Consider the following 25,590-nt stretch of genomic DNA (forward strand, 5'->3'; position numbering starts at 1 on the left):
AACCGCTACGCTGTCGTCCCGCGCTCGGCGCTCAGTAGGGAAAGCTGATGGTGACCTGGGCGCCGTTCTGGTTGCGCCGGGTGACGGTCGCCTTGAAACTCCGCGCCAGCGCCCCGATCAGCTCCATGCCCTTGGCTCCGCCGCGTGGGGCGTCGTCGGCGAGGGCTTCTTCGCTGAAACCACGGCCTTGATCGGCGACGCAGATTTCAGCCTTTCCCGGCCCGGTCTGCCTGATGGTGAGAAACACGCGATCCACTCCGCCGTGTTTGATGGCATTGATCATCAGCTCGTTGACGATCAAACCGAGGTTGGAAGCAGTCTGGAACGGGACCTTGACGGTCTGTGCCTCGGTCACCAGTGTGGCGCTTTCGCCGCTCTCGATGCTCAGTACGTTGCGTGCCAGATTGGGCAGGTATTCGGCGAGGTCCACCGTACCGCTGCTATATTTGTGCAGCTCGTTCTGCACCGCGCCGACACCGTGAATGCGGCTGATCGCACCTTGCAACAGGGTCTTTGCTTCATCCCCGTGGGCGCGGTTCTTGGATAACTGCAGGAAGGAAATGATCAACTGCAGGTTGTTTTTGACCCGATGGTTGAGCTCCGCCAGCAATACCCGCTGATGCTCTTCGAGGTCGCGCTGCTCGGTGATGTCGATGCAGCTGCCGAAATAACCGGCGAATTCGCCATTGCGAAAGAAGGGCGCGCCGTTGTCCAGAAACCAGCGGTAAACGCCATCGCTACGGCGCAGCCGGTAGGGCATGGTGAGGGATTCACGGGCATCGAAGGCATTCGTATAGGTTGCCACGCAGCGGTCGAAATCGTCCGGGTGGACGTCTTCTGCCCAGCCATAGCCGAACAGTTCTTCTTGGGTCTTGCCGGTAAAATCCTGCCAAGGTTTGTTGAACCAGTCGCAGAGTTTGTCAGTGCGTGAACGCCAGATCATGACCGGGGCATTGTCTGCAAGTTCGCGAAACTCGCGCTCGCCCATGCCATCGATCTGCCCGCTCCCAATGCTGTCCGTCTGGTTCATGTTCCGGGTCCTTAACAATCGTTGGCTTGGCCAGGGGAAAAGATTTCCAGTGACGCCGGCACGCGTATCGGCAACACCGGCCGGCCATTGAGCAACGCCTGCGCGATGCTTACGCTAAGCGCCAGGTCGCCTGGCTCGTACGGCTTACGCAACAAGCCTAGCGCGGCATCGGCGTTACTGCGCGCCGCCTCGAGCTGACCACTGACGAACACCGAGGCAATACCGTGCCGCTTTAGCAGGCTACGGGCGAGCGATATGCCTTCATCATGTCCGGCAAGGTTGATATCGACGAGTGCAATGTCGGCGCTCTGGGTTTCGGCAAGAGTCAGGGCTTGCTCGTCGTCGTAGGCGGGACCGACGATCTGGTGACCCTCGTCCTCCAACGCTGAGGCGGCTATCAGCGCGAGAATGGGATCGTCTTCAACCAACAGGATACGCATGGCTTCCTTTTTCGATATCGAAGGAGAGTGGCACCGTCCTGTGGCCTCATGGTGCTGGCAGACGGCAGGGCGCGAAGTGTAGCAACGACAGCGCGCCGGACGTGACCGCTGGCTGCTGCGATGATGGCCACTTAGAGGGTGGATGATGGCACCAGTTCCGTGAAAGGTTTGCTAGCTGGTGATGTTTGCCGTGTGCGTGGATTTGGAAGTTCGTCGGCGTCCCCGACAGCCTTCTATAGCCGCGTTCTTTGCCAGAGGCCCCGGCCATGCTTTGCTTGCTGTGGTGGGCTGAAGCGGAGCGCCGCCCGGCCCACCCAACTGGCATCGTCACAAAGAGTAGAGTGGGCAGCGCCTTGCTTAGCCCACCAAAATCTCTATCTCGCCATCTCGTAGCGGCCGGTGCGGTGAGAGGCGGCTGTCGTCCCTACACGTTATGCAGCTGTGCTGGCCAAAATCCGTCCGAGCGGGCAAGGTTGCGTGAGGCCCACGGAGCGACGATCAGCTATGCCTAAGCACATTCTTCTGCCGTGCCGCGATGGTTATCAGCTCGCTGCGCAACTCTGGCTACCGCCGGGCGAGGCACGCGGCTCGGTGATCGTCAGTAGCGCGACCGGCGTGCTGGCGCGCTACTACGCCCGGTACGCCAGCTTCCTGCGCGAGCAGGGCTACACGGTGCTGACCTATGACTACCGCGGCATCGGTGGTTCTCGGCCGGCCAACTTGCGCGGCGCCGGCATCCGCTGGCGCGACTGGGGCGATTACGATTTCGATGCGGCCGTGCGCTGGATGCGCCAGCGCGACCCGGACGGTCTGCTGGTGGCGGTGGGGCACAGCATTGGCGGCTTCATGCCGGGTTTTGCCTGGGCCGCAACCGAGGTCGATCGCTTTCTCAGCGTCGGTGCGCAATATGCCTACTGGCGTGATTATGCTCCCGCGCAGCGCTGGCAGATGTTCGCCAGATGGCATCTGTTCATGCCGGCTGTAACCGCGCTGTGCGGCTATTTTCCAGGACGGCGGCTGGGATGGCTGGAAGACCTACCCGCGGGTGTCGCTCAGGAATGGGCGTTTCGCCGGGCGCGGCTGGAGGCCAGCTATCCACCGAACGAGCGCGCCGAGGTGCTGCAACGCTTCGCGGCGATCCGTGCACCGATTCTAGCGGTCAGCATGAGTGACGATGAATATGGAACCCCGCCGGCCATTCGCCGAGGCCTTGATTACTACCGCAACAGCCACCGGCAGCACGTTCAGCTCAGCCCGGCGGCGTTGGGTATGCAGAAGGTCGGGCACTTCGACCTGTTCCGTGAGCGCCACCGCGACGGCTTCTGGCAATCGACGCTGGAATGGATCGGCACGGGCCACAATCCCTGGCCGCTGTACGAAGCCCTTGCGCCTGAAGCACCCGCGGCCGTCGAGCTCGCTGCCGATCCCGGTTGATGCGTTATTCCGACTGCTCTCGTGCGGCCTCTTCACGCGCCATGCGTTTTCGCACGCCACCTTCGATAGATGTGCCGGATTCCATCGGTTGATAAAGCGAACCCTTGGTCGGCGGCGCCGGCGGTGCTTTTTCGATTTGCCAGCGATGCGCGATGTTTGCCGAAATCCGCTCGGTGAGCGAGGGAAGCAGCGAATGCGAAATCACCGCGCCGCGAGCCTTCCAGCCCACCGGTAGCCGTTTGCGCGGATTGATCGACACCCAAGCGATGGCCTCGACAACTTGCTCCGGGCCGTCCATTGCGGCCATGCGTGGGGTGCCGCCGGTGTAGTTGGCCGCATGTTCCCAGAACGGCGTATCCACCGCCCAAGGCATGACGGTGGCGACGTTGATGGTCTCGCTACCGCTCAGGCGAATTTCCTCGGCGATGGCCGCGCCCAGGTTCATCACGCCGCCTTTGGTCGCGGCGTATGAAGCGTGATAGGCCAGCGGCACCTCACTTTCGACCGAGCCGACGTTAACCAGCGTGCCGAAGCCCTGCGTTCTGAACTGTCGTATGGCCGCGTGGCTGCCGTAGATCACACCCTTGAGATTGACGTCGACGATCCGCGCATGGTCCTCGACGGGAATCTCCTCGAAGCGACCCAGCGCGCCGACTGCGGCGTTGTTGATCCACACGTCGATCCTGCCGAAGCGTTCGATGGCGGCCTGAGCCAGACGCTGTACGTCGTCCGGGTTGCTCACGTCGGTCGTGACCACCAATGCCGATCCGCCTGATGCACGTGCTTGCGTGGCCACTTCTTCGAGTACGTCGGTTCGGCGGGCCGCCAGCACCACGTTGGCCTGCAGCGCCGCGAGCCTGAGCGCTACGCCGCGACCGAAGCCGCTGGAGGCGCCCGTGATGACATAGGTCTTGCCGGCAACGTTTGGCTGGTCGCTTGGCTTGAGGCTTGGGGAAACGGCGCAGCCGCCAAGTTGCAGCACGGCAAGCAGCGATAACAGCAACGCCAACCCAGGCGATGGGGACAGTCGCGACACCTTCATGTTTCCTCCTGGCGAGGTTCGATATCGGTCGGATCGGCTAATGCTGCGCGAACGAGCACAACCCGCGCAGGGCAGATAGAAAGTCGACCATGCCAGCGCCGTTTGGTGCACGGCGCCGGCAGATTCGGCCCGATTCCGTCAACGATGCTGCGGCGCTTAGCCTGCCGCGCCTTGCGCTCCCATCGCCGTGTCGCCCAGCTGGCTGCGGCTGTCATCGAGCAACTCGTCCAGCGCCCTGCGATAGGCCTGCCGACCAAGACGCATGCTGTTGTTGTGGGTACCGCCCTCGATTAGCAGCAGGCGTTTGGGCTGCTGGGCGGCGTCATAGAGTGCTTCGCTGAAGCGTGCCGGCACGTATTGATCGGCCGTGCCGTGCACCACCAGCAGAGGCATGCCGACCTGGTCAATCTTGTCGATGGAATCGAACTTCTGCGAGAGAAGCCAACGGATTGGCCAGGACGTGTCGGCCACCTCGGTGGCGATGTCGGCCAGATTGGTGAAGGTGGACTCGATAATCAACGCGCGCGCGGCCGGAGCCTCGTCGTGGCGTTCGGCCTCGCGGCCAAGCTCGGCGGCGAGGTCCACGGCTACCGCTCCGCCCAATGAATGGCCGTAGATCAGGCGCTTGTCAGCGTCGGGCTGAAGCGTTTTCAAGTGATCCCAGGCGATGCGCGCATCCTGGTAAACACTCGCTTCGGACGGCAGCTCGCCGAGGCTTTGGCCGAAGCCGCGGTAATCGATGGCCAGTATCGAAAAACCCAGCGAACGAAGCTGCTCGAGGCGAAACAGATGGCCGGTGAGATTCCAGCGCGAGCCATGCAGATAGAGCACCGCGGGCGCGTCGGCGTGCTCGGCCGGCCACCACCAGGCGTGGATGTTCTGGCTGTCGCCGAAAGCAGGCGTGGTCAGCTCCAGCTCCTCGACGCCATTCGGCAAGCCGCGATACCAACTGGCGGTGCCGGGCTCGATGCGAAACACCAGCTCGCGCTCCTTCTGTTCGAGCATGGAGCAACCGACTGGCAGCAGGGCCAGCAGTACTGCCATGAGCAACGAGGCGAACGTTCGGGTTCGGGTGCGGAACAACGGGAATTTCGACATAACGGCTCAGGTTCCTCCTGCTGAGCCGGCATTGAGCGTGCGGTCTGCCGGCTGCGCAAGCGGCGGGCGACAAGAAGTCTTTACCGCAGATTACGGCGCCGTTCGGGTTGATCGCCGTGCCAGTGATTTGGCCGCTCAGTCACAGGCCGCTGCCACGCCAGCACCATGTGCGGGTTCGTTCCGTGCCGTCCAGGCCCACCAGAACACCAGCAAACCGGCCGCTCCGGTCGCCGCGCCGATGTAGCCAGTCGAGGTCCAGCCGAGACCAGCGCTGATGGCCAACCCGCCAAGCCAGGGACCGAGCGCGTTGGCGATGTTGAAAGCGGCATGGTTGGAGGCCGCAGCGAGCGTCTGCGCATCGGCGGCGACGTCCATCAGATGCGTCTGCAGAGCTGGCGACAGAGAAACCATGGTGCCCACCGCGAAGGCCGCCGGCAGGATGGTCCACAGCGAGTGCGTGGCGAAGGGGAAGACCAGCAGCACCGCGATACTCCAGAGCAGCAACAAGGGAATCGCCTTGAAGCGCAACCGATCGAACAGCCAGCCGCCAAACAGGTTGCCGATGATTCCACCCAGGCCAAAGGCGGCCAGGCCCACGGGAATCCAGTTTTCGCTGACGCCGGTGACCTCCAGCAGCGTCGGTGCCAGGTAGGCGAATACGCAGAACATCCCGGCAAACCCGACGGAGCTGATCGCCAGCGCCAGCCAGACCTGCTTGCGGTTGAAATCACGCAGCTCGCGCATCGGGTTGTTGCGTGGCTCGCTGCGGTCGAGCGGAAGGAAAATCGCCACAAGCAGCACCGTCAGCAGCGCGATCAGTCCCACCAACCCGAATGCCCAACGCCAGCTGAGCCATTGCCCGAGCCAGGTGGCGATGGGGTTGCCGATCAGCATGGCGATGGTCAGGCCCGCCAGTACGCGGCTGACTGCCTTGGCGCGCTGATCTGGCGCCACCATCGATGCGGCAACCAGCATGGCCACGCCGAAGTAGGCACCGTGAGGCAGGCCGGCGATGAAGCGGAACAGCAACAGGGAGTGATAGTCCGGCGCCACGGCACTGGCGAAGTTACCCAGCGCGAAAAAGCCCATCAGCAACAGCAGCAGATGCCGACGAAACAGCCGCGAGCCGAGAATCGCCAGCAGCGGCGCGCCGACCACCACGCCCAGCGCATAGGTGCTGATCACGTGGCCGACCTGCGGCTCGCTGATGCCGAGGCCCAGTGCGACGTTGGGCATCAGCCCCATGATGGCGAACTCGCCGGTACCGATGGCGAACCCGCCCATGGCCAGCGCCAGTTCGATCAGCAGGATGGCGCGCGGCGAAAAGCGCTGCGTCGACGGATTGGCGTGCGCCGTCATGGTTGGCCTCGGACGTTTTGGGGAAGCGCGGGATTATCCCGATAAGGCGGCCGGAAGGGCAGTGCTACCGGCGTTCGATTCAGAACACAGAGATCGAGCGGCGGCGTGATGGTTCAACGGCGCGCCACGGTTCGTCGTTCCGGCGACCCGCGGGGAGCATGAATACCCGTGTCGTCAGCTGTTGAGTTTGCTCAGCAGCGCGTGGGTATCGACGGCACCCATCAGCGCCGCGGCCGCGAGTGGCGTGGCGCCGTTGTTGTCGGGGGCGTGAGGGTTGGCGCCCTGGGCAATCAGGTACTCGACGATCTCGGTGCGGTTGAACATGGCGGCCATCATCAAGGCGGTCTTGCCATCGGGCGATGCGCCCTCGACGTCTGCGCCATGTTCGAGCAACAGCTTGATCATCGCCAGATCGCCCTTGAAGGCCGCGCCTGCCAAGGGTGTCTGGCCCTTGTCGTTGCGCAATTGAGGATCGGCTCCGTTCTCCAACAGTACGCGTGCCGCATCGCGATGCCCGTGATAGGCGGCGAGCATCAACAGGCTGTCGCCGTTGTGGTTGCGAATGTTCGATGGCAGGCCCCGGCCGAGCAGGTCGGCGAGGCGCGCGGCGTCTCCTTGACGGGTGCTGTCGAACACTTGCTCGGCGAAGGCGAGGGCGGCGTCGTCCAGTTGGGGCTTGGGTTTGTCGGCTTGGCTCATGCTGGCTCCTCGAATGGTGTGCGGCCGCCGGCCTGGATCGGCCAGCGGTCGCCATTGTGCCAAGCGCCACGCCGGTTGGCGTGCTTGCATCGGCTATCCGGCGCATAGACCGGTTTTATCGATGGGTGTTCAAAGGGTGCGCAGGAACGCCACCAGATCGGCCTTCTCGTCTTGGTTCAGACCGCGTTGCAGCACCAGATTGAAGAACTCCACCGTATCGTCCAGCGTCAGCAGGCGCCCATCGTGCAGGTACGGCGGCGAATCCTTGATGCCGCGCAGCGGGAAGGTCTTGATCGGTCCGTCGCCCACCGCCATCACCCCGTTGTATTCCTGCGGTTCGTAAAAGCGCTCGGTCTGCAGGTTATGCATCAGATGGTCGGTGTAGTAGGGCGGCACATGACAGCCAGCGCAGGCGCCCTTGCCGTGGAATATCTGCTCGCCACGCAGTTCCTGCTCGCTGGCCTTGGCCGGATCGAGACGGCCTTCGACGTTGAGTTTAGGTGCCGGCGGGAAGTCGAGCAGGGCCTGGAACTCACCCATGAAATGCACCTGGCTGCCGCGCTCGAGCACGTTCACGCCTTTCTTCGCAGCCATGACGATATCGCCGTCGAAGTAGGCCGCGCGCTGCTCGAACTCGGTGAAATCCTCCACGGTCTTCAGCGCCCGCTGCGAGCCGAAGATTTGCTGGACGTTCACGCCGCGCAGGGTCGGGGTGTCGATGCGGTGGCGGAATTCCTGTGGCCGAACATCGCCCGCCAGGTGGGTGGAGGCGTTGGTGTGACCGTTGGCGTGGCAATCGAAGCAGGCGACGCCCGTGTGCGGGTGCTCGCTGCGACGGTCGTCGGTGGCGTTGAATTGTTGTTGCGGAAAGGTCGTGACCAGCAGCCGCAGGCCTTCCAGCTGCTTGGGATTGAGAACTCCGTTGAACATCTCGAAGTAGTTGCGGATGTTCACCAGCTTGCCCTGGGACACATCTCCCAGATCCGGCCGAGTAGTGAGGTAGATCGGTGCCGGGAACTCCGGCAGGAAATGATCCGGCAGATCGAAATCCAGATCGAAGCGGGTGAGGTCTCGGCCTTCGATTTCATTGACCTCATCGATATGGAACTGCGGGAAAACCATGCCGCCTTCGGGATGGTTGGGATGCGGCAGAGGCATGAAGCCGGCCGGAAAGCGTTTCTGCTGGCGAATCTGCTCGGGGCTGAGCTTGGCCAGTTCTTCCCAGCTGCCGTCCGCCAGCTTGACCCGCACGCCAGTCTGGATCGGCTTGCCGCGAGCCATGGTGATCTCATCGTCGGGCGTGTCGCTGAGGTCGTAGCGCTGCTCGAGCAGGCTCATGTGGGTTTCGCGGATGGCCGGTTTTTCGGCCTTCATGCGCCGCATGATCGAGTCGAAGTGCTCGGTGATCCTCACCGGGTTGTAGCTGGACGGCTTTTCGCCCTCGGCCCCATGTACTACGCAAGGCAGAACGAGAGTGGCGCCGAGCACAATGGCCAGGCGCCAGGGAACGCTGCAGGTTTTCATTATTGTTTTCCTCACGGGCTGGTAGGTACTAAAGGCCTAGAAGCGAATCGCAGCATGGGAAAATAGGCTCAGGCTATCGCGCCGATAGTCTCTTCGCTATATAGCAGTCATTTATCCGCCCAGCGCACGGCTGCCGTGAACAAGCGCATTTTCGATAGCGCGTTGCCTTATAGCCGGATTAAGGAAAATCGCCGCTTTTATGTAAAAACGATCCAAGTCGAAGGTGCCGTAACGGATCTGTCGAAGCCGGGTGGCTGTGGCAATATTCCGCTCCCGCTGAAGCGAATGCCGCACATGAAACCCGAAGACCTCGAACGCTTGGTGACCCAGACCATGCCCTACGGCAAGTACAAGGGGCGATTGATCGCCGACCTGCCGGGCAACTACCTCAACTGGTTCGCCAGGGTGGGTTTCCCGCCAGGAGAGATCGGCCAGTTGCTGGCGCTGATGCAGGAGATCGATCACAACGGCCTGTCGCCGCTGCTCGATCCGCTACGCCGACGCTAAACCCGTAGAGCCGAATTTATTCGGCCGGTTCTGCTGAGGGCCGATAGATAGAAAGCGGCATCCCGTTCCACCAAGGCCGAGCAAGTTCGGCCCTACGGTGTTATGAGTTATTCGCCGAGTTCCGCCTGCAGCGCAGCCAACGCAGGCGTGGCGTAGAGGCCGACTTCCACTGCCAGCGCCATCACCCGCTCGACGTCACAGCTATAAACCAGCACCGCTTGCAACTCGTCATCCAGCGGTTCGCTGAAGTCCACCAGTACGTAGCCGCCCTTCTCGGGGTAGAGCGCGCCGAGTTGCGTCTGGATGCGGTTGAGCGCCTTCAAGGGCTCGGTCTTGGCCAGCTGTTTGGGTTGCAGCACGAAGTTGACGCTCTCGCCGAACGAGGCGCGAATCTGCTCGAACAATGCCTGATAGTCGTCGGCCTGGAACAGCACCGTGTCCGGCAGGCTGCCGACGACGACCCATTCGCCCAGTGGAATGGGGAAGTCGTCGTCGTAGTTGATATCCGGATTGGCCTGCAGAAAGCCCTGGGGATCGGCATAGGCCTGCGCGGCTTCGTCGGCGACGCGGTTGATTTCCTCATCGCTCATGCAGCCGGAACTGATCAGGCGGATCAATTCGGCGAGTGGGTCTTTCATCGGACAGTCCTGGCTTGTTGGGCGCGCAAGAATAACGTAAGCCGGTTGCGGCCGGCAGCAACCGCCCTGATGAGCGATATGGAGCGGCACCGGGGGCCGACAGCGTGGCCTGCGCTACGATTGCTGACCTGTGATCTGCTTGTACGCTTTTCAACGCGCGGCTGCAGCTTCTGCCAGGTTTTCGTGCACAATAGCCGCCATATAAAACAGATGCGGGATGACGCTAGCGATCGGCGCTGCCGGCATCGCTCTGTTCCTACGCCAGACAACGATCAGCCAATATTCAAGAGGAACGACTGTGCATAACGTCGTCATCAGCGGTACCGGCCTTTATACCCCTGCCCAGAGCATTTCCAACGACGAGCTGGTGGAGTCCTTTAACACCTACTCGCTCCGCTTCAATACCGAGCATGCCGCTGCCATCGAAGCTGGTGAAGTGCAACCGATGCCCGAATCCAGCTCGGCCTTCATCGAGAAGGCGTCCGGTATCAAGAGCCGTTTCGTGACCGACAAGGCCGGCATCCTCGATCCCGACCGCATGGTTCCGCGTATTCCCGAGCGCAGTAATGACGAGTGGTCAATTCTTTGCGAAATGTCGGTGAAAGCCGCCGAAGAGGCACTGGCCAGAGCTGGCAAAACTGCTGCGGATATCGACGGGGTGATCGTGGCGTGCTCCAACCTGCAGCGTGCCTACCCGGCTGTTGCCATCGAAGTGCAGGCGGCACTGGGCATCAAGGGCTTCGGCTTCGACATGAACGTGGCCTGTTCCTCGGCCACCTTCGGTATCCAGAACGCCGCCAACGCGGTGCAACTGGGCCAGGCGCGGGCGGTGTTGATGGTCAACCCGGAAATCTGCACCGGCCACATGAACTTCCGCGATCGCGACAGCCACTTCATTTTCGGCGACGCCTGCACCGCAGTGATCGTCGAGCGTGCCGACCTGGCGACCTCCAAGCATCAGTGGGATGTCATCAGCACCAAACTGGTGACCGAATTCTCCAACAACATCCGCAACAACTTCGGCTTCCTCAACCGCACCGCCGAGGAATACATGACAAACCCGGACAAGCTGTTCGTCCAGGAAGGTCGCAAGGTGTTCAAGGAAGTCTGCCCGATGGTGGCCGAGCTGATTGGCGAGCACCTTAAGGAAAACGATATTGAGGTCGGCTCGGTCAAGCGCTTCTGGCTGCATCAGGCCAACCTCAACATGAACCACCTGATCGTGCGCAAGCTGCTGGGTCGCGACGCCAGCGCGGAAGAGGCACCGGTGATTCTCGATACCTATGCCAACACCAGTTCGGCCGGCTCGGTGATTGCCTTCCACAAGCATCAGGACGACCTGCCGGCTGGCAGCCTTGGTGTGCTCAGCTCTTTCGGTGCCGGTTATTCCATTGGTAGCGTGATCCTGCGTAAGCGCTGATCCCCGTGTTCGCTGCCTCTCGATCCGGGAGGCGGCGGGCAGCATTTCCCTTCTCGTCTGCTTTCAGCGGTTCGCTTGAAGCGCTCTGCAATGCCCATTGCAGAAAGTTCCCACAACTTTGAACTGTCATATTGCGGCAAATCTTCTGTCACATCGGCTTCCCATAATCGCCTCCGTCGAACAAGACGACGTCATGTCACTCGCAGGACGACGTTTCATAACCGAAGGAGCTTTTCCGATGAAGAAGAAGTTGATTGCGATTGCTGTTGGTGCTGCGATGGCGGTGCCTGTTGTAGCAATGGCCGATGTTAATTTCTATGGCCGTGCGCATGTGTCGGTGGATTACCTGGATGATGGCGCCGATTATTCCGAAACCAACTTGTCGAGCAACTCTTCGCGCCTGGGTTTCAAGGGCGATCATCAGATCAACCCGGATCTGAATGCTTTCTTTCAGATTGAACAGCAAATCAACTTTACTACCGGCAGCAGCGATAGCGGCAGCACAAGTTTCGCTACCCGCGACACCTTTGTCGGTCTGGGCGGCAACTTCGGTGCGGTACAGCTCGGTCGTTTCGACAGCCCATTCAAGGTCGCCCGTGGTCCTGCCAACCTGTTCGGTGACCAGGTCGGTGACATGCGCAACCTGACTCGTTTCGGCAATGGCCGCTTCGACGAGCGTTATGACAACACCATTCAGTACACCACGCCAACCATGGGCGGTTTCAACGCCAAGCTGGCCTACTCGATGTATGAAGGCCAGTGGGCTGTTGAAGATACAGACAGCGATGCCATCAGCATGTCGCTGAACTACGCCGGCGGCCCGCTGGAGGCCTCCCTGGCATACGAGAAGGTCGAGGAAGATCAGGAGCGCGGCGAGCGTGACGGTATCCGTGCCGCTGCCGCCTACAAGCTGACCGATGCCTTCAAACTGGTGGGCTTCTATCAAACCGTTGATCACGACTCCCCGATTGAAGCCAGCCGCGATGCGTGGTCTTCCGACGTCTATGGTCTGGGTGGCGAATACGCAATTGCCAAGAACACCGCTCTGAAAGCCATGTGGATGACCCGCGATTCCGACGCTGACGATGCTGATGCCGATATGTGGGTAGTAGGTGTTGAGCACAAACTGGACAAGGCTGTTCGTGTCTATGCCAACTATGCTGTCCTGGATAACGATGACAACTCCGCACAAGTTCCATGGGAACAGGCCCGTTCGGCAAATGTGCGTAATAACGCAGCACTTGGCGTGGCTGCAGCGGGTGAAAAGGCTTCCGGTCTCTCTGTAGGTCTGCGCTACGACTTCTAATTACGCTTCGCGGAATTAATAAAAAACAAACCGGGCTGCTCCTAGAGGACAGCCCGGTTTGTCATTTAAATGAAATTTTTCAGTCTTATTATCGTTTCCAGAGTGTCATCTAACCCTTACGCCAATAGTTGGCGAAACCTTGCACTAGGAGTTTTCATGCGCAGTTTGTTCGTTATCGCCATGGCGTGTCTGTTGGCCGCCTGTGCCCAGCAACCTCACGTTCAGCTGTATTCCGGTGCGCCCTTGCCTGAAAGCCAGATACTAACGCTGGTAGTCCCCAGTGAACTGGAAATCCGCAGCATCAATGGCCAGCCGCATTCTGCCGCCAACTCCATGTTCGGTGCTTCGGACAAGCGTCTGCATCTGCAACCCGGCGCCTATCAGGTGCATGCCTTCTACAAGAACGGGTTCGACATCGACGGTGGCATCAGCCACGAAGTGGTGCGCAGCCGCACGGCCATCTTCAATTTCGAAGGGAAGGCCGGTGAAACCTGGCGCCTGGAGTTCGACCGCCCGCAGAACCTGGCCGAAGCCAAGGCGTTTGAAACCGACTTTCCCGCCTGGGCGCTGAACACCCGCAGCGGCGAGCGCATCGAGGCCCAGGCCGGCAATCGCAATACCTCGGTTTTGAGCGCGATGCTGGGTTCCAGCGAAGTGGCGCCGGAAGCCACCAGTGTTACCCCGTTGGGCAGCGCAACCGCAGCACCCCAGGCCGTCTCGCTGAATCCGGCTCCTGCCGCCATGGCAACCCTGCCGCACAGCGATGCGACCCTGACGACGTTGCAGCAGATGTGGAACCTGCTGACGCCGGAAAGCCGCTCGGCCTTCCTCAAGTGGGCCCAGCAGTAATCTGAATCGACATTGCAACTTGCTGGCGATCTGTAGAAGCTTCGCTAGCAAGCTGTGCCTGCTTTCACCCTTTCCTTGTGGTGCCTGACGCGCCAGACTGGCCCGCATGCCTATCCAGACAATTACCCGCCTCGCCGGGCTTGCCCCGCAGCAATGGGACGCTTTGCTGCCAGATAACCAGCCATTTCTACGTCACGCCTTTCTCGCGAGTCTCGAAGACAGCGGCAGTGTTGGCGGATCGACGGGCTGGCAGCCGGAGCATCAGCTGCTACTCGACGCCACGGGCGCCGTGCAGGCAGCACTACCGCTATACCGGAAGACCAACTCAAACGGTGAATACGTGTTCGACTGGACCTGGGCCGATGCCTGCCATCGGGCGGGCATCGAGTATTACCCCAAGTTGCTCTGTGCCGTGCCTTTCTCGCCAGTGACGGGCGCGCGCCTGCTGGGCGATCGCGATGCAGCCGGGCAACTGCTTGATCAGCTCACCAGTGAGCTTGAGGAGGAGGAACAGTCCAGCCTGCATGTGAATTTCACCGAGCCGGATGCAGATGCGGTATTACGCGACCGCGATGGCTGGCTGGAGCGCATCGGCTGCCAATTCCACTGGCACAACCGTGGCTATCGAGACTTTCAGGACTTTCTCGACGCGCTTACCTCGCGCAAGCGCAAACAGTTGCGCAAGGAGCGCGAACAAGTGACGGGGCAGGGGATCGAATTCGACTGGCGCGAAGGGCACCAGCTTGACGAGGCGGAGTGGGATTTCGTCTACGCCTGCTACGCCAATACCTACCATGTGCGCGGTCAGGCGCCCTACCTGACGCGCAGCTTTTTCAGCCTGCTGGCCGAGCGCATGCCCGAGGCGATCCGCGTGGTGTTGGCCAGGCAGGGCACGCGCCCAGTGGCCATGGCCTTCAGTCTGCTCGACGCGAGCGGGCTCTATGGCCGCTACTGGGGTTGCTTGGCCGAATTCGATCGGCTGCACTTCGAGACGTGCTTTTATCAGGGCATCGATCAGGCGATCGCCGCCGGGCTGTCTCGTTTCGATGCCGGTGCGCAGGGCGAGCACAAGCTTATTCGCGGCTTCGAGCCGGTGATCACCCGCTCCTGGCATTACCTGTTGCATCCGGGGTTGCGCGCGGCGGTGAGCGACTTTCTCGCTCAGGAGCGCCAGGGTGTGCTGCGTTATGCCGAAGCGGCACATGATGCGCTGCCCTATCGGCAAGACTCGGTGGACGCTATCTCCCCTTCGGCGCCGCGCTGACCCCTTCAAGGGTGGCGAAGGAGGTGTCCTTGGCGGTCAGCAGGAAGTCGCGCATGAAAGGTGAATCCAGCATGTCGGCGCGAATGCCGGCGAACAACGTGGCGAACAGGCCTTTCTCCCCCAGGCGTTTGGCGGTGACGTAGCCGCGCGTGCTGTACTCATGCAATGCCCAGTTCGGCACGCAGCAGACACCACGCCCCGAGGCCACCAGCTGCATCATCATCACCGTTAATTCTGAGGTGCGGACCTGTGCCGGCTCGACATCGGCCGGTTCGAGAAAGCGGGTAAAGATGTCCAGCCGGTCGCGCTCCACCGGATAGGTGATCAGGGTCTCGCTGGTCAGATCTTCAGGGCGTACGTAGGGCCGCGTCGCCAGCGCATGCTGGTTGGCCACCGCCAGCAGGGCCTCGTAGGTGAACAGCGGAACGTAGGTGATCCCCGGCAGCTCGATGGGGTCGGAAGTCACCACCAAATCCAGATCGCCGCGCGCCAGCGCCGGCAGCGGCGCGAAGGAAAACCCCGACGCCAAATCCAGTTCGACTTCAGGCCAGGCATCGCGGAACTGGTCGATGGTCGGCATCAGCCACTGAAAGCAGCTATGGCATTCGATGGCCATATGCAGACGTCCAGCGGTGCCACCAGCCAGGCGTGCCAGATCGCGTTCGGCGCTGCGCAGCTGCGGCAACAAGCTATCCGCCAGTTGCAACAGGCGCAAACCGGCGCTGGTGAAACGCACAGGGCGGGTCTTGCGCACGAAGAGCTGCAGGCCCAGGCGCTCTTCCATCTCTTTGAACTGATGCGACAGAGCCGATTGGGTCAGGTGCAGGCGCTCGGCCGCTTCGACGAGGCTGTCCGTTTCGCGCAATGCATGAAGCGTTTTCAGGTGACGGATTTCCAGCATTTGCGATCCCCGCATTATTCGCTGCCCAAGCCTCAGGCTCAGATGACGCTTGGGATGAGCGGCTGACTTGAACGCTACTCATCGTGATGGCGAAGTGTGTATCAGCGTGATATCGCTGTCGAGCCGAACCCTTGAGAAGTGAATGCAGTTGTTTGCTGAATAGCTGGGTGAGTAATTCTAATCTTTAACTTCAAATTCGTGAGTTTGTTTCATTCGGTGCGCATGGCCACAATCCGCTCAAACCAAAAGCGAGACGAATTGGAGATTGTTATGGCTGTGGCGCATTCCCTGGGCTTTCCGCGCATCGGCGCTGACCGCGAATTGAAAAAGGCGCTTGAAGCTTACTGGAAAGGTGATCTGGACGAGGGCGAGCTGCGCCGTGTGGGTCGCGAGCTGCGAGCTGCACACTGGCAACTGCAGACGGACGCCGGCATCGAGCTGTTACCGGTCGGCGATTTTGCCTGGTACGACCAAGTGCTGACGCATTCGCTGATGTTTGGCGTGGTGCCGGAGCGGTTTCGTCCGGCTGATGGCGCGCCGACTCTGGATACGCTGTTCGCCATGGCGAGGGGCGTCGCCAAATCTTGCTGCGGCGCGGGACAGGCGCAGGAAATGACCAAGTGGTTCGATACCAACTACCACTACCTGGTGCCTGAATTCACGGCGGGCCAGCAATTCAAGCTGTCCTGGACGCAGTTGTTCGAGGAGGTCGAAGAAGCCAAGGCGTTGGGGCATGCGATCAAGCCGGTGCTGATCGGTCCGCTGACTTATCTCTGGCTGGGCAAGGCCAAGGGCGAGGCGTTCGACAAGCTGGACCTGTTGGAACGGCTGCTGCCTGTTTATGGCGAAATATTGGATCGGCTGGCCGAGCAGGGCGTCGAGTGGGTGCAGATCGACGAGCCGATTCTGGTGCTGGACCTGCCGCAGGACTGGAAGAATGCGTTCGAACGCGCTTACAACCTGTTGCAGCGGGCTCCGCTGAAAAAGCTGGTCGCGACCTACTTTGGTGGTCTGGAAGACAATCTGGGCCTGGCCGCTGCGCTGCCGGTGGACGGTTTGCATATCGACCTGGTGCGCGCACCGGATCAGTACCCGGTGATCCTCGATCGGCTGCCGGCCTACAAGATCCTCTCCCTCGGGCTGGTTAACGGGCGAAATGTCTGGCGCTGCGATCTGGACAAGGCGCTGAGTGTGTTGCAGCACGCTACCGAGCGGCTCGGCGAGCGCTTGTGGGTCGCGCCGTCCTGCTCGCTGCTGCACGCGCCAGTCGATCTGGCGCGGGAGGATCAGCTGGACGCCGAGCTGAAAAGCTGGCTCGCCTTCGCCGTGCAAAAATGCGCTGAAGTTGCGGTTCTGGCGCGTGCTGTGAGCGCACCCGATGACGCTCAGGTACAGGCCGCGCTGCAACACAGCCGCGCGGTCCAGGCCAGCCGCGGGCAGTCACCGCGTATTCACAAGCCAGAGGTGCAGGCGCGCCTGGCGGCCATCGAGCCACAGGATAGCCAGCGCTCGTCGCCCTTTGCCGAGCGGATCGATAAGCAGCGTGCACGGCTGAATCTGCCGGCATTCCCCACCACTACCATCGGCTCGTTTCCGCAAACGCCAGCCATCCGTATTGCGCGTCAGGCGTTCAAACAGGGCAAATTGGCACTGACTGATTACACCGAGGCGATGCAGGCCGAAATCCGTCATGCAGTAGCGGTGCAGGAACAGCTGGGCCTGGATGTGCTGGTGCATGGCGAGGCCGAGCGTAACGACATGGTCGAGTACTTTGCCGAGCAGCTCGACGGCTACGCCTTTACCCGTTTCGGTTGGGTGCAGAGCTACGGCTCGCGCTGCGTCAAACCGGCGGTGATCTATGGGGATCTGAGCCGTCCGGCGCCGATGACGGTGGAGTGGATTCGTTACGCGCAACAGCAGACAAGCAAGATCATGAAAGGCATGTTGACCGGTCCGGTGACGATGCTGATGTGGTCCTTCACTCGCGACGATATCAGCCGCGAGCAGCAGGCGCGTCAGCTCGCGTTGGCGATTCGCGATGAAGTCTGCGATCTGGAGGCGGCGGGCATCAGGATCGTGCAGATCGACGAGGCCGCGTTTCGCGAGGGCCTGCCGTTGCGTCGTGCTCAGTGGCAGGGTTATCTGAACTGGGCGGTGGACGCCTTCCGTCTGTGCGCCAGCGGCGTACGGGATGAAACGCAGATCCATACGCATATGTGCTACAGCGAATTCAACGATGTGATCGAGTCGATCGCCGCGATGGATGCCGACGTCATCACCATCGAGACCTCACGCTCGCAGATGGAGCTGCTCGAAGCCTTCCGTGCCTTCGACTATCCCAACGACATCGGTCCGGGCGTCTACGACATTCACTCGCCACGGGTGCCGGATACCCAGGAAATGGTGCAGTTGCTCCAGAAGGCCAGTGAGCGGATTCCGGTCGAGCGGCTCTGGGTGAATCCTGATTGCGGCCTGAAGACCCGCGGCTGGCCGGAAACCGAGGCGGCGTTGGTGAACATGGTCGCGGCGGCGCGGCAATTACGCGTCGCCCAGCAGGGCAGGGTGGCCTAAGGCCTCTCGGTGGGAGCGTCTGCCATTGTTCGCGAGCAAGCTCGCTCCTACGAAGCATAAGCTGACGTTTTTTTGTAGGAGCGAGCTTGCTCGCGAATGTGTCTCGGTGCGCTGCATCGCCAACAGCTCACTGCGGGCCAACACTGAGACGACTGTCGTGTCCCGCCACGTGCGGTTTGTCGCATTTTTCAGCTAATGTATCGGCCCCTATCCGACTTGCTCCCCGTCATGACTCCCGCCATCGATCTGCTGAAAAAGGCCAAGGCCGAACACCGTGTTCACGGCTACGAACACGATCCGAAATCCGCATCTTATGGGCTCGAAGCGGCTGAGAAGCTCGGCCTGGAGCCCGCGTGCGTATTCAAGACACTGCTGGCCTGTAGCGAGAAGAACGAACTGCTGGTCGCCGTGGTGCCGGTCGCCGGCACGCTTGATCTGAAAGCGCTGGCGCAGGCGGCCAAGGTGAAAAAGGTCGATATGGCCGATCCCATGGCTGCGCAACGGGCGACGGGTTATCTGGTCGGTGGGATCAGCCCGCTGGGCCAGAAAAAGCGTCTGCGCACCTTTATCGACAGCTCCGCGCTAGCTCTGCCGAGCCTGCATGTCAGTGCGGGACGGCGAGGTCTGGAGGTGGAGTTGACAGCGCAGGTACTGGCCGAGCATACCGCCGGCACCTTCGCTCAGATCGCACGATCGTGATGAACCGCCATTTTCTCCCTTCGCCACCTTAAGGCCGAATAAATTCGGCCCTACGTGAACAGCCCTCACGGCGGCAGTAACTCGCCGAGGTCGGTGGAGTGACGCCGGGGGATGTGGCTCTCGCTTTGGACCCTAATGGTCGAATGAATCGCCCCACGTGAACAGCCCTAAAGCGGTGGCAGAATCTCGCCGAGCTCGGTGGCATTGATGCCGGGGATGTGAATCTCGTGCTGCACCAGTTGCTGGCCTTCCATCTGCGGCTGGGTCACCCAGGTCAGGATGTCGTAATAGCGGCGGATGTTGGCGACGAAATGCACTGGCTCGCCTCCGCGCGCATAGCCATAGCGCGTCTTGGTGTACCACTGTTTCTGCGACAGACGTGGCAGCATCTGCTTCACGTCCAGCCATTTGTTCGGGTCCAGTCCTTCGCCTTCGGCCAACTTGCGCGCGTCTTCCAGATGACCGCCGCCGACGTTGTAGGCGGCAAGGGCGAACCAGGTGCGGTCCGGCTCCTTGATGCTGTCAGGCAGATTGGCGTGGACCAGTGCGATGTATTTGCCGCCGCCCTGAATGCTCTGTACCGGGTCGAGGCGATTGGTAACGCCCATGGCTTTCGCGGTATTGAGCGTCAGCATCATCAGCCCGCGCACGCCGGTTTTCGACGTGGCTTCCGGTTGCCAATGGGATTCCTGATAGCCGATCGCGGCGAGCAGACGCCAGTCGACGCCATGCGTCTTGGCCGTTTCGCGGAAGTGCTTTTCATAGCGCGGTAGGCGCTGTTGGAGATGTTTGGCGAAGGCATAGGCACCGACATAACCGAGCACATCGACATGGCCGTAATAACGTTCGCGCAGCCGCTGCAGCGTGCCGTTCTCCTTGGCCTGGTCGAGGAACTGGTTGGCCGCAACGAGCAGGCTGTCGTCTTCGCCTTTGCCGACGATCCACGACAGGCTGTTCTGCTCGCCCAGATCGAACGCCACGCGGGCATTGGTGAAATACACCTGGTTGAGCGCCAGTTCGTTCGACTCCACCAGCGTCAGATCGACCTGGCCTTCATCCACCATGCGCAGCAGATCTACCACTTCCACCGCGTCGGACTCCTCGTAGCGCAGTTCGGGCAACTCGGCCTGCAGCGCCTTGAGTTTTTCCGCCTGGCTGCTGCCCTTGAGTACCAGAATGCGCTTGCCGATCAGGTCTTCGGGTTGCGTCGGGCGGCGTTGCCCTCTGCGATAGACCACCTGAGTCGTGACGTCCAGGTAGGCGTTGGTGAAGCGCGCCAGGCTCTGGCGTCCTTCGCTGGCAACCAGCCCGGCTGCGGCGAGGTCAGGGCCACCGGGACGATTCAGGCGGGTGAAAATCTCATCGATGCTGTCGGCGGTTTCGAGCTGAAGCTCGACGCCCAAGTGGCTGGCGAAGCGTTTGACCAGTTCGTATTCGAAGCCGGCTTCGCCATTGCGATCCTGAAAATACGTGGAGGGGCTGTTGCGGGTGATCACGCGCAGTACACCTTCCTCCTTAATACGCTCGAGTGCGCTGGGCGGTTCAGCGCAGCTGCTGAGCATCAGGAAGAGTCCGGTCGCCAGCAACCAGGCGGTGCAGCGCTTGCGGAACGCAGTTTGGGCAAACATCGGCGCAGTATACGCAAAGGCGAACCGCCACCATATCTCGACAGGATCGACGGACTTTGCTAAGCGAAGCGGCTAGCGCATGGCTTACCGGATGACGTGGCCTGTCCGATCAAGCGCCGGAGGCCATCGTTATTTCGACGCAGCTCCCCGCCGAGCGGCCGTGCGAGCTTGCCCTGATGGTGGCTGACCGGGACAATCCGACGCTTATTTTCGGGCGCGTTTCTGCATGCCACATTCCATCTTGCCGTGAGATTTGGTCGCATGAGCACTGTTGCTTCAAAGCCCTGGTTCGTCTATCTGGTGAGAGCGGCAAACGGCTCGCTGTACTGCGGAATCAGTGACGACGCACAGCGCCGCTTTGCCGCGCACCAGAGCGGGCGAGGGGCGCGCTTCTTCCATTCGAGCCCGGCGGTGGCGCTGGTTTATGTCGAGCCCTGCGAGAGCAAGGGGGACGCATTGCGCCGCGAGCGTGCCATCAAATCGCTGAAAAAACCGGCCAAGGAGGCGCTGGTCGCCACGTACCGCATCAGTGACCCGGTGAATGCCTCGGCAATCAGGTGAACGGGTAGGCTGCCTTCGCCGTCGCGAGTAAGCTGCCGGTCTACCTACAAGACTGGCGGAGCCTGCAATGTACGACATCATCCTGCACCACTATCCCACCTCGCCGTTCGCCGAAAAGGCGCGGCTGATGCTGGGTTTCAAGCAACTCTCCTGGCGTTCGGTGACGATTCCGCCGGTGATGCCCAAGCCGGATCTCACCGCGCTGACCGGTGGCTATCGGCGTACGCCGGTGTTGCAGATCGGCGCCGATGTGTATTGCGATACCGCATTGATGGCCCGCCGTCTGGACGCCGAGAAAAACACGCCGGCGCTGTTTCCGGAAGGGCGGGAGTTCGTGGCTGCGACCTTGGCGCAGTGGGCCGATTCAGTGCTGTTCCTGCATGCGGTGAGCCTGGTGTTCCAACCCGAATCCATGGCGCTGCGCTTCGCTCAGGTCCCCAAGGAGTTCGTCCAGATTTTCAGCAAGGATCGCGCCGAGCTGTTCAGCAGCGGCTCCGTGACACGCATCCCACTAGAACAGGCCAAGAGCCACTGGCCGGTGCTGATGGCGCGTCTGCAGCAACAGTTGTCGCGCGAAAGCGGTGGGTTCCTGCTGGGCAGCGCACCTTGCGTGGCCGACATTGCGGTTGCGCATTGTCTGTGGTTTCTCAAGGGCACGCCGGTCACTGCGCCTTTGGTAGATGATTATCCGGACGTTGCCGCCTGGCTTGGTAGGGTATTGGCTGTCGGCCATGGCTCGCTTTCCGAGCTGTCTGCCGAAGAGGCCGTTGCCATCGCCCGCAGCTCCACTCCGGCTGCGTTGCCAGACGAGGCCTTCTTCGAGCCCAACGGCTTCCAAGTTGGCCAGTCGGTGACCATTTCCGCGGTGGACTACGGCACGGATCCAGTTGCTGGCGAGCTGGTGTTCGCCGGTGTCGAGGAGTTGATCCTGCGCCGTGAAGATGAGCGCGCCAGCGTGGTCCATGTGCACTTCCCGCGCATCGGCTACCGCATCGACGCCCGTTGATGCCTCAGGCCCGCGAACGGCGCAACGCCGTTCCGCGGGTCGATCATGTTCCGAGCGTCAGAGCGCGATGAACAGCAGCGCGACGCCCAACAGCAAGCGATAGATAACGAAGGGCAGCATGCCCAGCGCATCCAGGGCCTTGAGGAACAGCTTGATGCAGAGGAAGGCAGCGACGAAGGACAGGGCTGCACCGATGAAAATGTCGTTCCATTGCGCAGCTTCGCCGGATTGGGCCAGTTCGACCGCTTTCAGCCCACCCGCAGCAAGGATCAGCGGTATCGACAGCAGGAAGGAGAAGCGCGCGGCGGTCTGCCGGGTAAAACCGAGCAGCAGGGCGGCGGTCATGGTAATGCCCGAGCGGGATGTGCCTGGAATCAGCGCCAGCGCCTGGGCGAATCCGATAATCAGCGCGCTTTTCCAGGTCAGGTGATCGATTTCAGCGACCCGCCGGCCCTTGATGTCGGCGTACCACAGCAGCAAACCGAAGATGATGGTGGTGGCGGCAATCAACAGCATCGAACGGGTGTACTGCTCGATAAAGTCCTCCAGCAACAATCCGATGATTGCCGCCGGCAGGGTACCAATGATGATCGCCCAGCCCAGACGGCTCTCTGCGCTGACCTGTCGTCTGAATACGTGAGCCAGCCAGCCGCGGCTGGTGGCAATCACTTCGTGACGGAAACAGATCAATACGGCTAGCAGCGTGCCGACATGCACCGCGACGTCGAACGCCTGGCCCTGGTCCGGCCAGCCGAGCACCTGGGACGGTAGGATCAAGTGAGCGGACGAGGAAATCGGAAGAAATTCGGTGATGCCTTGCACCAGGGAAAGAATAATCAGGTGAAACCAATCCATTGCGAGTCCTTACCAGAACGGGTCGTACGAAGTTGCGGCTCCAATCGAGCAGCCATGTGACTGATAAACGGGCATTTCATTCGGCGACAGTCGGATTCGTTCCGCTCATGAGTAGCGGGCGACCTCAGCCGGGCGGAGCAAGCCGTCCAGACCGAACATGCGCTCAGTTGATGAACGTCCGACACTGTCAGCGCAGCGCTACAGCCGCTAAGGCGAGACGCTGTCGTTAGCTGCGTCGGGCCAGCCGGTGATCAATCCTTGCGGCGCTTGAGCTGATCGGTCAGCTGTGTCGGGAGTTGGCGGATGATCAGCATGTTGCGGGCTTCGTCATATTCGATCTTCGAGCCCAGCAGGTGCGATTCGAAGCTGATCGACAGCCCTTCGGCGCGGCCGGTGAAGCGCTGAAACTGGTTGAGGGTGCGCTTGTCCGCCGGGATCTCCGGCGAAAGGCCGTAATCTTTGTTGCGGATGTGATCGTAGAAGGCCCGCGGGTGCTCCTCGTCAATCACGCCGGACAACTCTTCCAGCGACATGGGCTCGCCAATCTTCGCCTGGCTGCTGGCGTAACCGACCAGCGCGCTGGTTTTCTCGCGGGCCTTTTCTTCCGGCAGGTCTTCGCTTTCTACGTATTCGCTGAACGCTTTGAGCAACGTGCGGGTTTCGCCGGGCCCGTCGACGCCTTCCTGGCAGCCGATGAAATCGCGGAAATACTCCGAGACCTTCTTGCCGTTCTTGCCCTTGATGAAGGAAATGTACTGTTTGGACTGCCGGTTATTCTTCCATTCGGACAGATTGATCCGGGTGGCCAGGTGCAGTTGGCCGAGATCAAGGTGCTTGGCTGGCGCGACGTCCAGCGAGTCGGTGACGGTCACGCCGTTGCTGTGGTGCAGAAGGGCGATAGCCAGGTAATCGGTCATGCCTTGTTGATAGTGGGCGAACAGCACATGGCCACCGGTGGAGAGATTGGATTCCTCCATCAACTTCTGCAAATGCTCGACGGCTTGGCGGCTGAATGCGGTGAAATCCTGGTTGCCTTCCATGTACTGACCCAGCCAGCCACTGAAAGGGTAGGCCCCCGACTCTTCGTGGAAATAGCCCCAGGCCTTGCCCTGCTTGGCGTTGTAGCTTTCGTTGAGGTCGGCCAGCAGATTCTCGATGGCCTGTGATTCGCCAAGCTCCGAATCGCGGGCGTGAAGCACGGCAGGCGTGCCGTCGGGCTTTTTCTCAATCAGATGAACGATGCAGTGGCGAATCGGCATGGGTTACTCGCGGGCGGGTGAGGCGGACAGGCGGCAGTTTACCCGAGCAACCGTGCCCGTCGCAGGGCAAAAAGTGGATGTGGTTAGCTCGGGGTATGCGGGTAAGATGGCTTCCCCTTGTTTTACTAAGTGTGTCGGCGATGAATGCGATATGGCGCAACAGTGCTTGGATCCTGTTGGGTGGCTCTCTGATCCTGGCCGTTTCCCTGGGGACACGGCACGGGTTTGGTCTGTTTTTGCCGCCGATGAGCGCGGAGTTCGGCTGGGGACGTGAGGTCTTCGCCTTCGCCATTGCCTTGCAGAATCTGATCTGGGGGTTGGCGCAGCCGATCACTGGCGCGCTGGCGGATCGCTTTGGCGTTGCCCGAGCGGTATTGCTTGGCGGGGTACTCTACGCGGTCGGCCTATTATTCATGGCTGGCGCGGATTCGCCGGTCTCGCTGTCGCTGAGCGCCGGCCTGCTGATCGGGTTAGGGCTATCCGGTACCTCGTTTTCGGTGATTCTGGGCGCGGTCGGACGCGCCGTTCCGGCCGAGAAGCGCAGCATGGCGATGGGCATCGCCAGTGCCGCGGGCTCTTTCGGCCAGTTCGCCATGCTGCCGGGGACGCTCGGTCTGATTGGCTGGCTGGGTTGGTCATCAGCCTTGCTGGCGCTGGGACTGTTGGTCGCGCTGATCATGCCGCTGGCGTTGATGTTGCGCAGCGGTCCGCCGGCTCCCGTGACCGGCCCGCAGCAGTCCTTGGTCGAGGCGCTGCGTGAGGCTGTTAGTCACTCCGGCTTCCGCCTGTTGGCGCTGGGCTTCTTCGTCTGCGGGTTCCAGGTCGTATTCATTGGCGTGCATCTGCCGGCGTATCTGGTGGATCAGCAATTGCCGGCGATGGCGGGCACCACGGTGCTGGCGCTGGTCGGGCTGTTCAATGTGGTGGGTACTTATACCGCCGGTTGGTTGGGCGGCTGTTACTCGAAACCCAAGTTACTGACGGCGCTCTATCTGCTTCGGGCTGTTGTGATCAGCGCGTTCTTTTTCGCCCCGCTTACGCTCTGGACAGCCTATGCCTTCGGCATCGCGATGGGTCTGCTATGGCTGTCCACGGTGCCGCTGACCAATGGAACGGTGGCGACGTTGTTCGGTGTGCGCAACCTGTCGATGCTTGGCGGCATCGTCTTTCTGTTTCATCAGATCGGCTCATTCTTCGGCGGCTGGCTGGGCGGGTGGGTTTACGACCAGACCGGCAGCTATGATCTGGTCTGGCAAATATCCATCGCTCTCAGTCTGATGGCCGCGGCGCTGAATTGGCCAATTCGTGAACAACCGGTCGAGCGGGTGCGTCTGGCCGGAGGCGCTGCGTAATGCGCAGGGGCTGGTTGTGGGCAGGCAGCGTTGTTCTGGCGCTGCTCCTGGTTATGGCTTGGTGGGGCTGGCAGCAGGGCGGGCTGGCCCTGCTGCAACTGGGCGTTGGCATTTGCTGATCTAGGGTCTGTTGACGTTTCGTCGCGAG

At 61.3% G+C, this 25,590-nt stretch carries 23 protein-coding genes; 11 read left to right on the forward strand and 12 right to left on the reverse strand.

Going from position 1 to position 25,590, the window contains the following annotated elements:
* Positions 1–31: 31 nt before the first annotated feature.
* Both NA645_RS12685 and NA645_RS12690 read right to left on the reverse strand, forming a co-directional pair.
* Positions 32–1,030, reverse strand: coding sequence for a sensor histidine kinase (locus tag NA645_RS12685; protein WP_256049131.1), 999 nt, complete (start codon positions 1,028–1,030; stop codon positions 32–34).
* Positions 1,031–1,041: 11 nt separating this feature from the next.
* Complete coding sequence (locus NA645_RS12690) at positions 1,042–1,470, reverse strand: response regulator (protein ID WP_256049132.1); 429 nt, start codon at positions 1,468–1,470, stop codon at positions 1,042–1,044.
* 504 nt (positions 1,471–1,974) lie between these two features.
* On the opposite strand from NA645_RS12690, the gene NA645_RS12695 reads away from it, so the two are divergent.
* Positions 1,975–2,904: an alpha/beta fold hydrolase gene (locus NA645_RS12695; RefSeq protein WP_256049133.1), complete on the forward strand. Its 930-nt coding sequence runs from the start codon at positions 1,975–1,977 to the stop codon at positions 2,902–2,904.
* A 4-nt stretch (positions 2,905–2,908) separates the two neighbouring features.
* On the opposite strand, the gene NA645_RS12700 is transcribed toward NA645_RS12695, so the two are convergent.
* The 5 genes from NA645_RS12700 to NA645_RS12720 all read right to left on the reverse strand — a co-directional run bounded on the left by NA645_RS12700 (position 2,909) and on the right by NA645_RS12720 (position 8,626).
* Entirely contained in the window at positions 2,909–3,946 is a 1,038-nt protein-coding gene (locus tag NA645_RS12700; RefSeq protein WP_256049135.1) for an SDR family NAD(P)-dependent oxidoreductase, read from the reverse strand.
* Positions 3,947–4,102: 156 nt separating this feature from the next.
* Positions 4,103–5,044: an alpha/beta hydrolase gene (locus NA645_RS12705; RefSeq protein ID WP_256049136.1), complete on the reverse strand. Its 942-nt coding sequence runs from the start codon at positions 5,042–5,044 to the stop codon at positions 4,103–4,105.
* 135 nt (positions 5,045–5,179) lie between these two features.
* A complete protein-coding gene (locus NA645_RS12710) occupies positions 5,180–6,403 on the reverse strand; it encodes an MFS transporter (protein WP_256049138.1) in 1,224 nt (407 codons plus the stop codon).
* A 174-nt stretch (positions 6,404–6,577) separates the two neighbouring features.
* Positions 6,578–7,102, reverse strand: coding sequence for an ankyrin repeat domain-containing protein (locus tag NA645_RS12715; RefSeq protein WP_256049139.1), 525 nt, complete (start codon positions 7,100–7,102; stop codon positions 6,578–6,580).
* Between the two features lie 129 nt (positions 7,103–7,231).
* Positions 7,232–8,626 (reverse strand): cytochrome B6, encoded by a 1,395-nt coding sequence (locus tag NA645_RS12720; RefSeq protein ID WP_256049140.1) that lies wholly within the window; start codon positions 8,624–8,626, stop codon positions 7,232–7,234.
* Positions 8,627–8,920: 294 nt separating this feature from the next.
* Here NA645_RS12720 and NA645_RS12725 point away from each other — a divergent pair, with 294 nt between their 5' ends.
* Positions 8,921–9,133 (forward strand): DUF3820 family protein, encoded by a 213-nt coding sequence (locus tag NA645_RS12725; protein WP_131651155.1) that lies wholly within the window; start codon positions 8,921–8,923, stop codon positions 9,131–9,133.
* Between the two features lie 107 nt (positions 9,134–9,240).
* Here NA645_RS12725 and NA645_RS12730 read toward each other — a convergent pair whose 3' ends face one another.
* The gene (locus NA645_RS12730; RefSeq protein ID WP_256049142.1) at positions 9,241–9,771 is read right to left on the reverse strand and encodes a hypothetical protein; all 531 of its coding nucleotides are present in this window, start codon (positions 9,769–9,771) and stop codon (positions 9,241–9,243) included.
* Between the two features lie 298 nt (positions 9,772–10,069).
* On the opposite strand from NA645_RS12730, the gene NA645_RS12735 reads away from it, so the two are divergent.
* The 4 genes from NA645_RS12735 (at position 10,070) to NA645_RS12750 (ending at position 14,610) form a co-directional block, all read left to right on the forward strand.
* Entirely contained in the window at positions 10,070–11,191 is a 1,122-nt protein-coding gene (locus NA645_RS12735) for a beta-ketoacyl-ACP synthase III (protein ID WP_181101771.1), read from the forward strand.
* A 97-nt stretch (positions 11,192–11,288) separates the two neighbouring features.
* Positions 11,289–12,497: a porin gene (locus NA645_RS12740; RefSeq protein ID WP_256049145.1), complete on the forward strand. Its 1,209-nt coding sequence runs from the start codon at positions 11,289–11,291 to the stop codon at positions 12,495–12,497.
* Positions 12,498–12,653: 156 nt separating this feature from the next.
* On the forward strand, positions 12,654–13,346 hold the full coding sequence (locus NA645_RS12745; protein WP_256049146.1) for a DUF2057 family protein: 693 nt from the start codon (positions 12,654–12,656) through the stop codon (positions 13,344–13,346).
* A 106-nt stretch (positions 13,347–13,452) separates the two neighbouring features.
* Entirely contained in the window at positions 13,453–14,610 is a 1,158-nt protein-coding gene (locus NA645_RS12750; RefSeq protein WP_256049147.1) for a GNAT family N-acetyltransferase, read from the forward strand.
* On the opposite strand, the gene metR is transcribed toward NA645_RS12750, so the two are convergent.
* Entirely contained in the window at positions 14,585–15,511 is a 927-nt protein-coding gene (metR, locus tag NA645_RS12755) for a transcriptional regulator MetR (protein WP_256049148.1), read from the reverse strand. The two genes, NA645_RS12750 and metR, sit on opposite strands and share 26 nt — an antisense overlap.
* 270 nt (positions 15,512–15,781) lie before the next feature.
* On the opposite strand from metR, the gene metE reads away from it, so the two are divergent.
* Both metE and ybaK read left to right on the forward strand, forming a co-directional pair.
* Positions 15,782–18,082 (forward strand): 5-methyltetrahydropteroyltriglutamate--homocysteine S-methyltransferase, encoded by a 2,301-nt coding sequence (gene metE, locus NA645_RS12760; protein ID WP_256049149.1) that lies wholly within the window; start codon positions 15,782–15,784, stop codon positions 18,080–18,082.
* 228 nt (positions 18,083–18,310) lie between these two features.
* Positions 18,311–18,781: a Cys-tRNA(Pro) deacylase gene (ybaK, locus tag NA645_RS12765; RefSeq protein ID WP_256049150.1), complete on the forward strand. Its 471-nt coding sequence runs from the start codon at positions 18,311–18,313 to the stop codon at positions 18,779–18,781.
* Between the two features lie 167 nt (positions 18,782–18,948).
* Here the strand turns inward: ybaK and mltF are convergent, their stop codons facing one another.
* Positions 18,949–20,409, reverse strand: a complete 1,461-nt coding sequence (gene mltF, locus NA645_RS12770) for a membrane-bound lytic murein transglycosylase MltF (protein ID WP_256049151.1) — start codon at positions 20,407–20,409, stop codon at positions 18,949–18,951.
* A 261-nt stretch (positions 20,410–20,670) separates the two neighbouring features.
* Between mltF and NA645_RS12775 the strand changes: the two genes are divergently transcribed.
* Positions 20,671–20,970: a GIY-YIG nuclease family protein gene (locus NA645_RS12775; RefSeq protein ID WP_256049152.1), complete on the forward strand. Its 300-nt coding sequence runs from the start codon at positions 20,671–20,673 to the stop codon at positions 20,968–20,970.
* 67 nt (positions 20,971–21,037) lie between these two features.
* The gene (locus tag NA645_RS12780; protein ID WP_256049153.1) at positions 21,038–21,976 is read left to right on the forward strand and encodes a glutathione S-transferase family protein; all 939 of its coding nucleotides are present in this window, start codon (positions 21,038–21,040) and stop codon (positions 21,974–21,976) included.
* A 57-nt stretch (positions 21,977–22,033) separates the two neighbouring features.
* On the opposite strand, the gene NA645_RS12785 is transcribed toward NA645_RS12780, so the two are convergent.
* Both NA645_RS12785 and yejK read right to left on the reverse strand, forming a co-directional pair.
* Complete coding sequence (locus tag NA645_RS12785; RefSeq protein WP_256049154.1) at positions 22,034–22,831, reverse strand: undecaprenyl-diphosphate phosphatase; 798 nt, start codon at positions 22,829–22,831, stop codon at positions 22,034–22,036.
* Positions 22,832–23,082: 251 nt separating this feature from the next.
* A complete protein-coding gene (yejK, locus tag NA645_RS12790) occupies positions 23,083–24,090 on the reverse strand; it encodes a nucleoid-associated protein YejK (protein WP_256049155.1) in 1,008 nt (335 codons plus the stop codon).
* A 140-nt stretch (positions 24,091–24,230) separates the two neighbouring features.
* On the opposite strand from yejK, the gene NA645_RS12795 reads away from it, so the two are divergent.
* Positions 24,231–25,442, forward strand: a complete 1,212-nt coding sequence (locus tag NA645_RS12795; RefSeq protein ID WP_272892050.1) for an MFS transporter — start codon at positions 24,231–24,233, stop codon at positions 25,440–25,442.
* The last annotated feature ends 148 nt before the right edge of the window (positions 25,443–25,590 follow it).

It is taken from the genome of Stutzerimonas stutzeri (assembly GCF_024448955.1).
Lineage (GTDB): Bacteria > Pseudomonadota > Gammaproteobacteria > Pseudomonadales > Pseudomonadaceae > Stutzerimonas > Stutzerimonas stutzeri_AQ.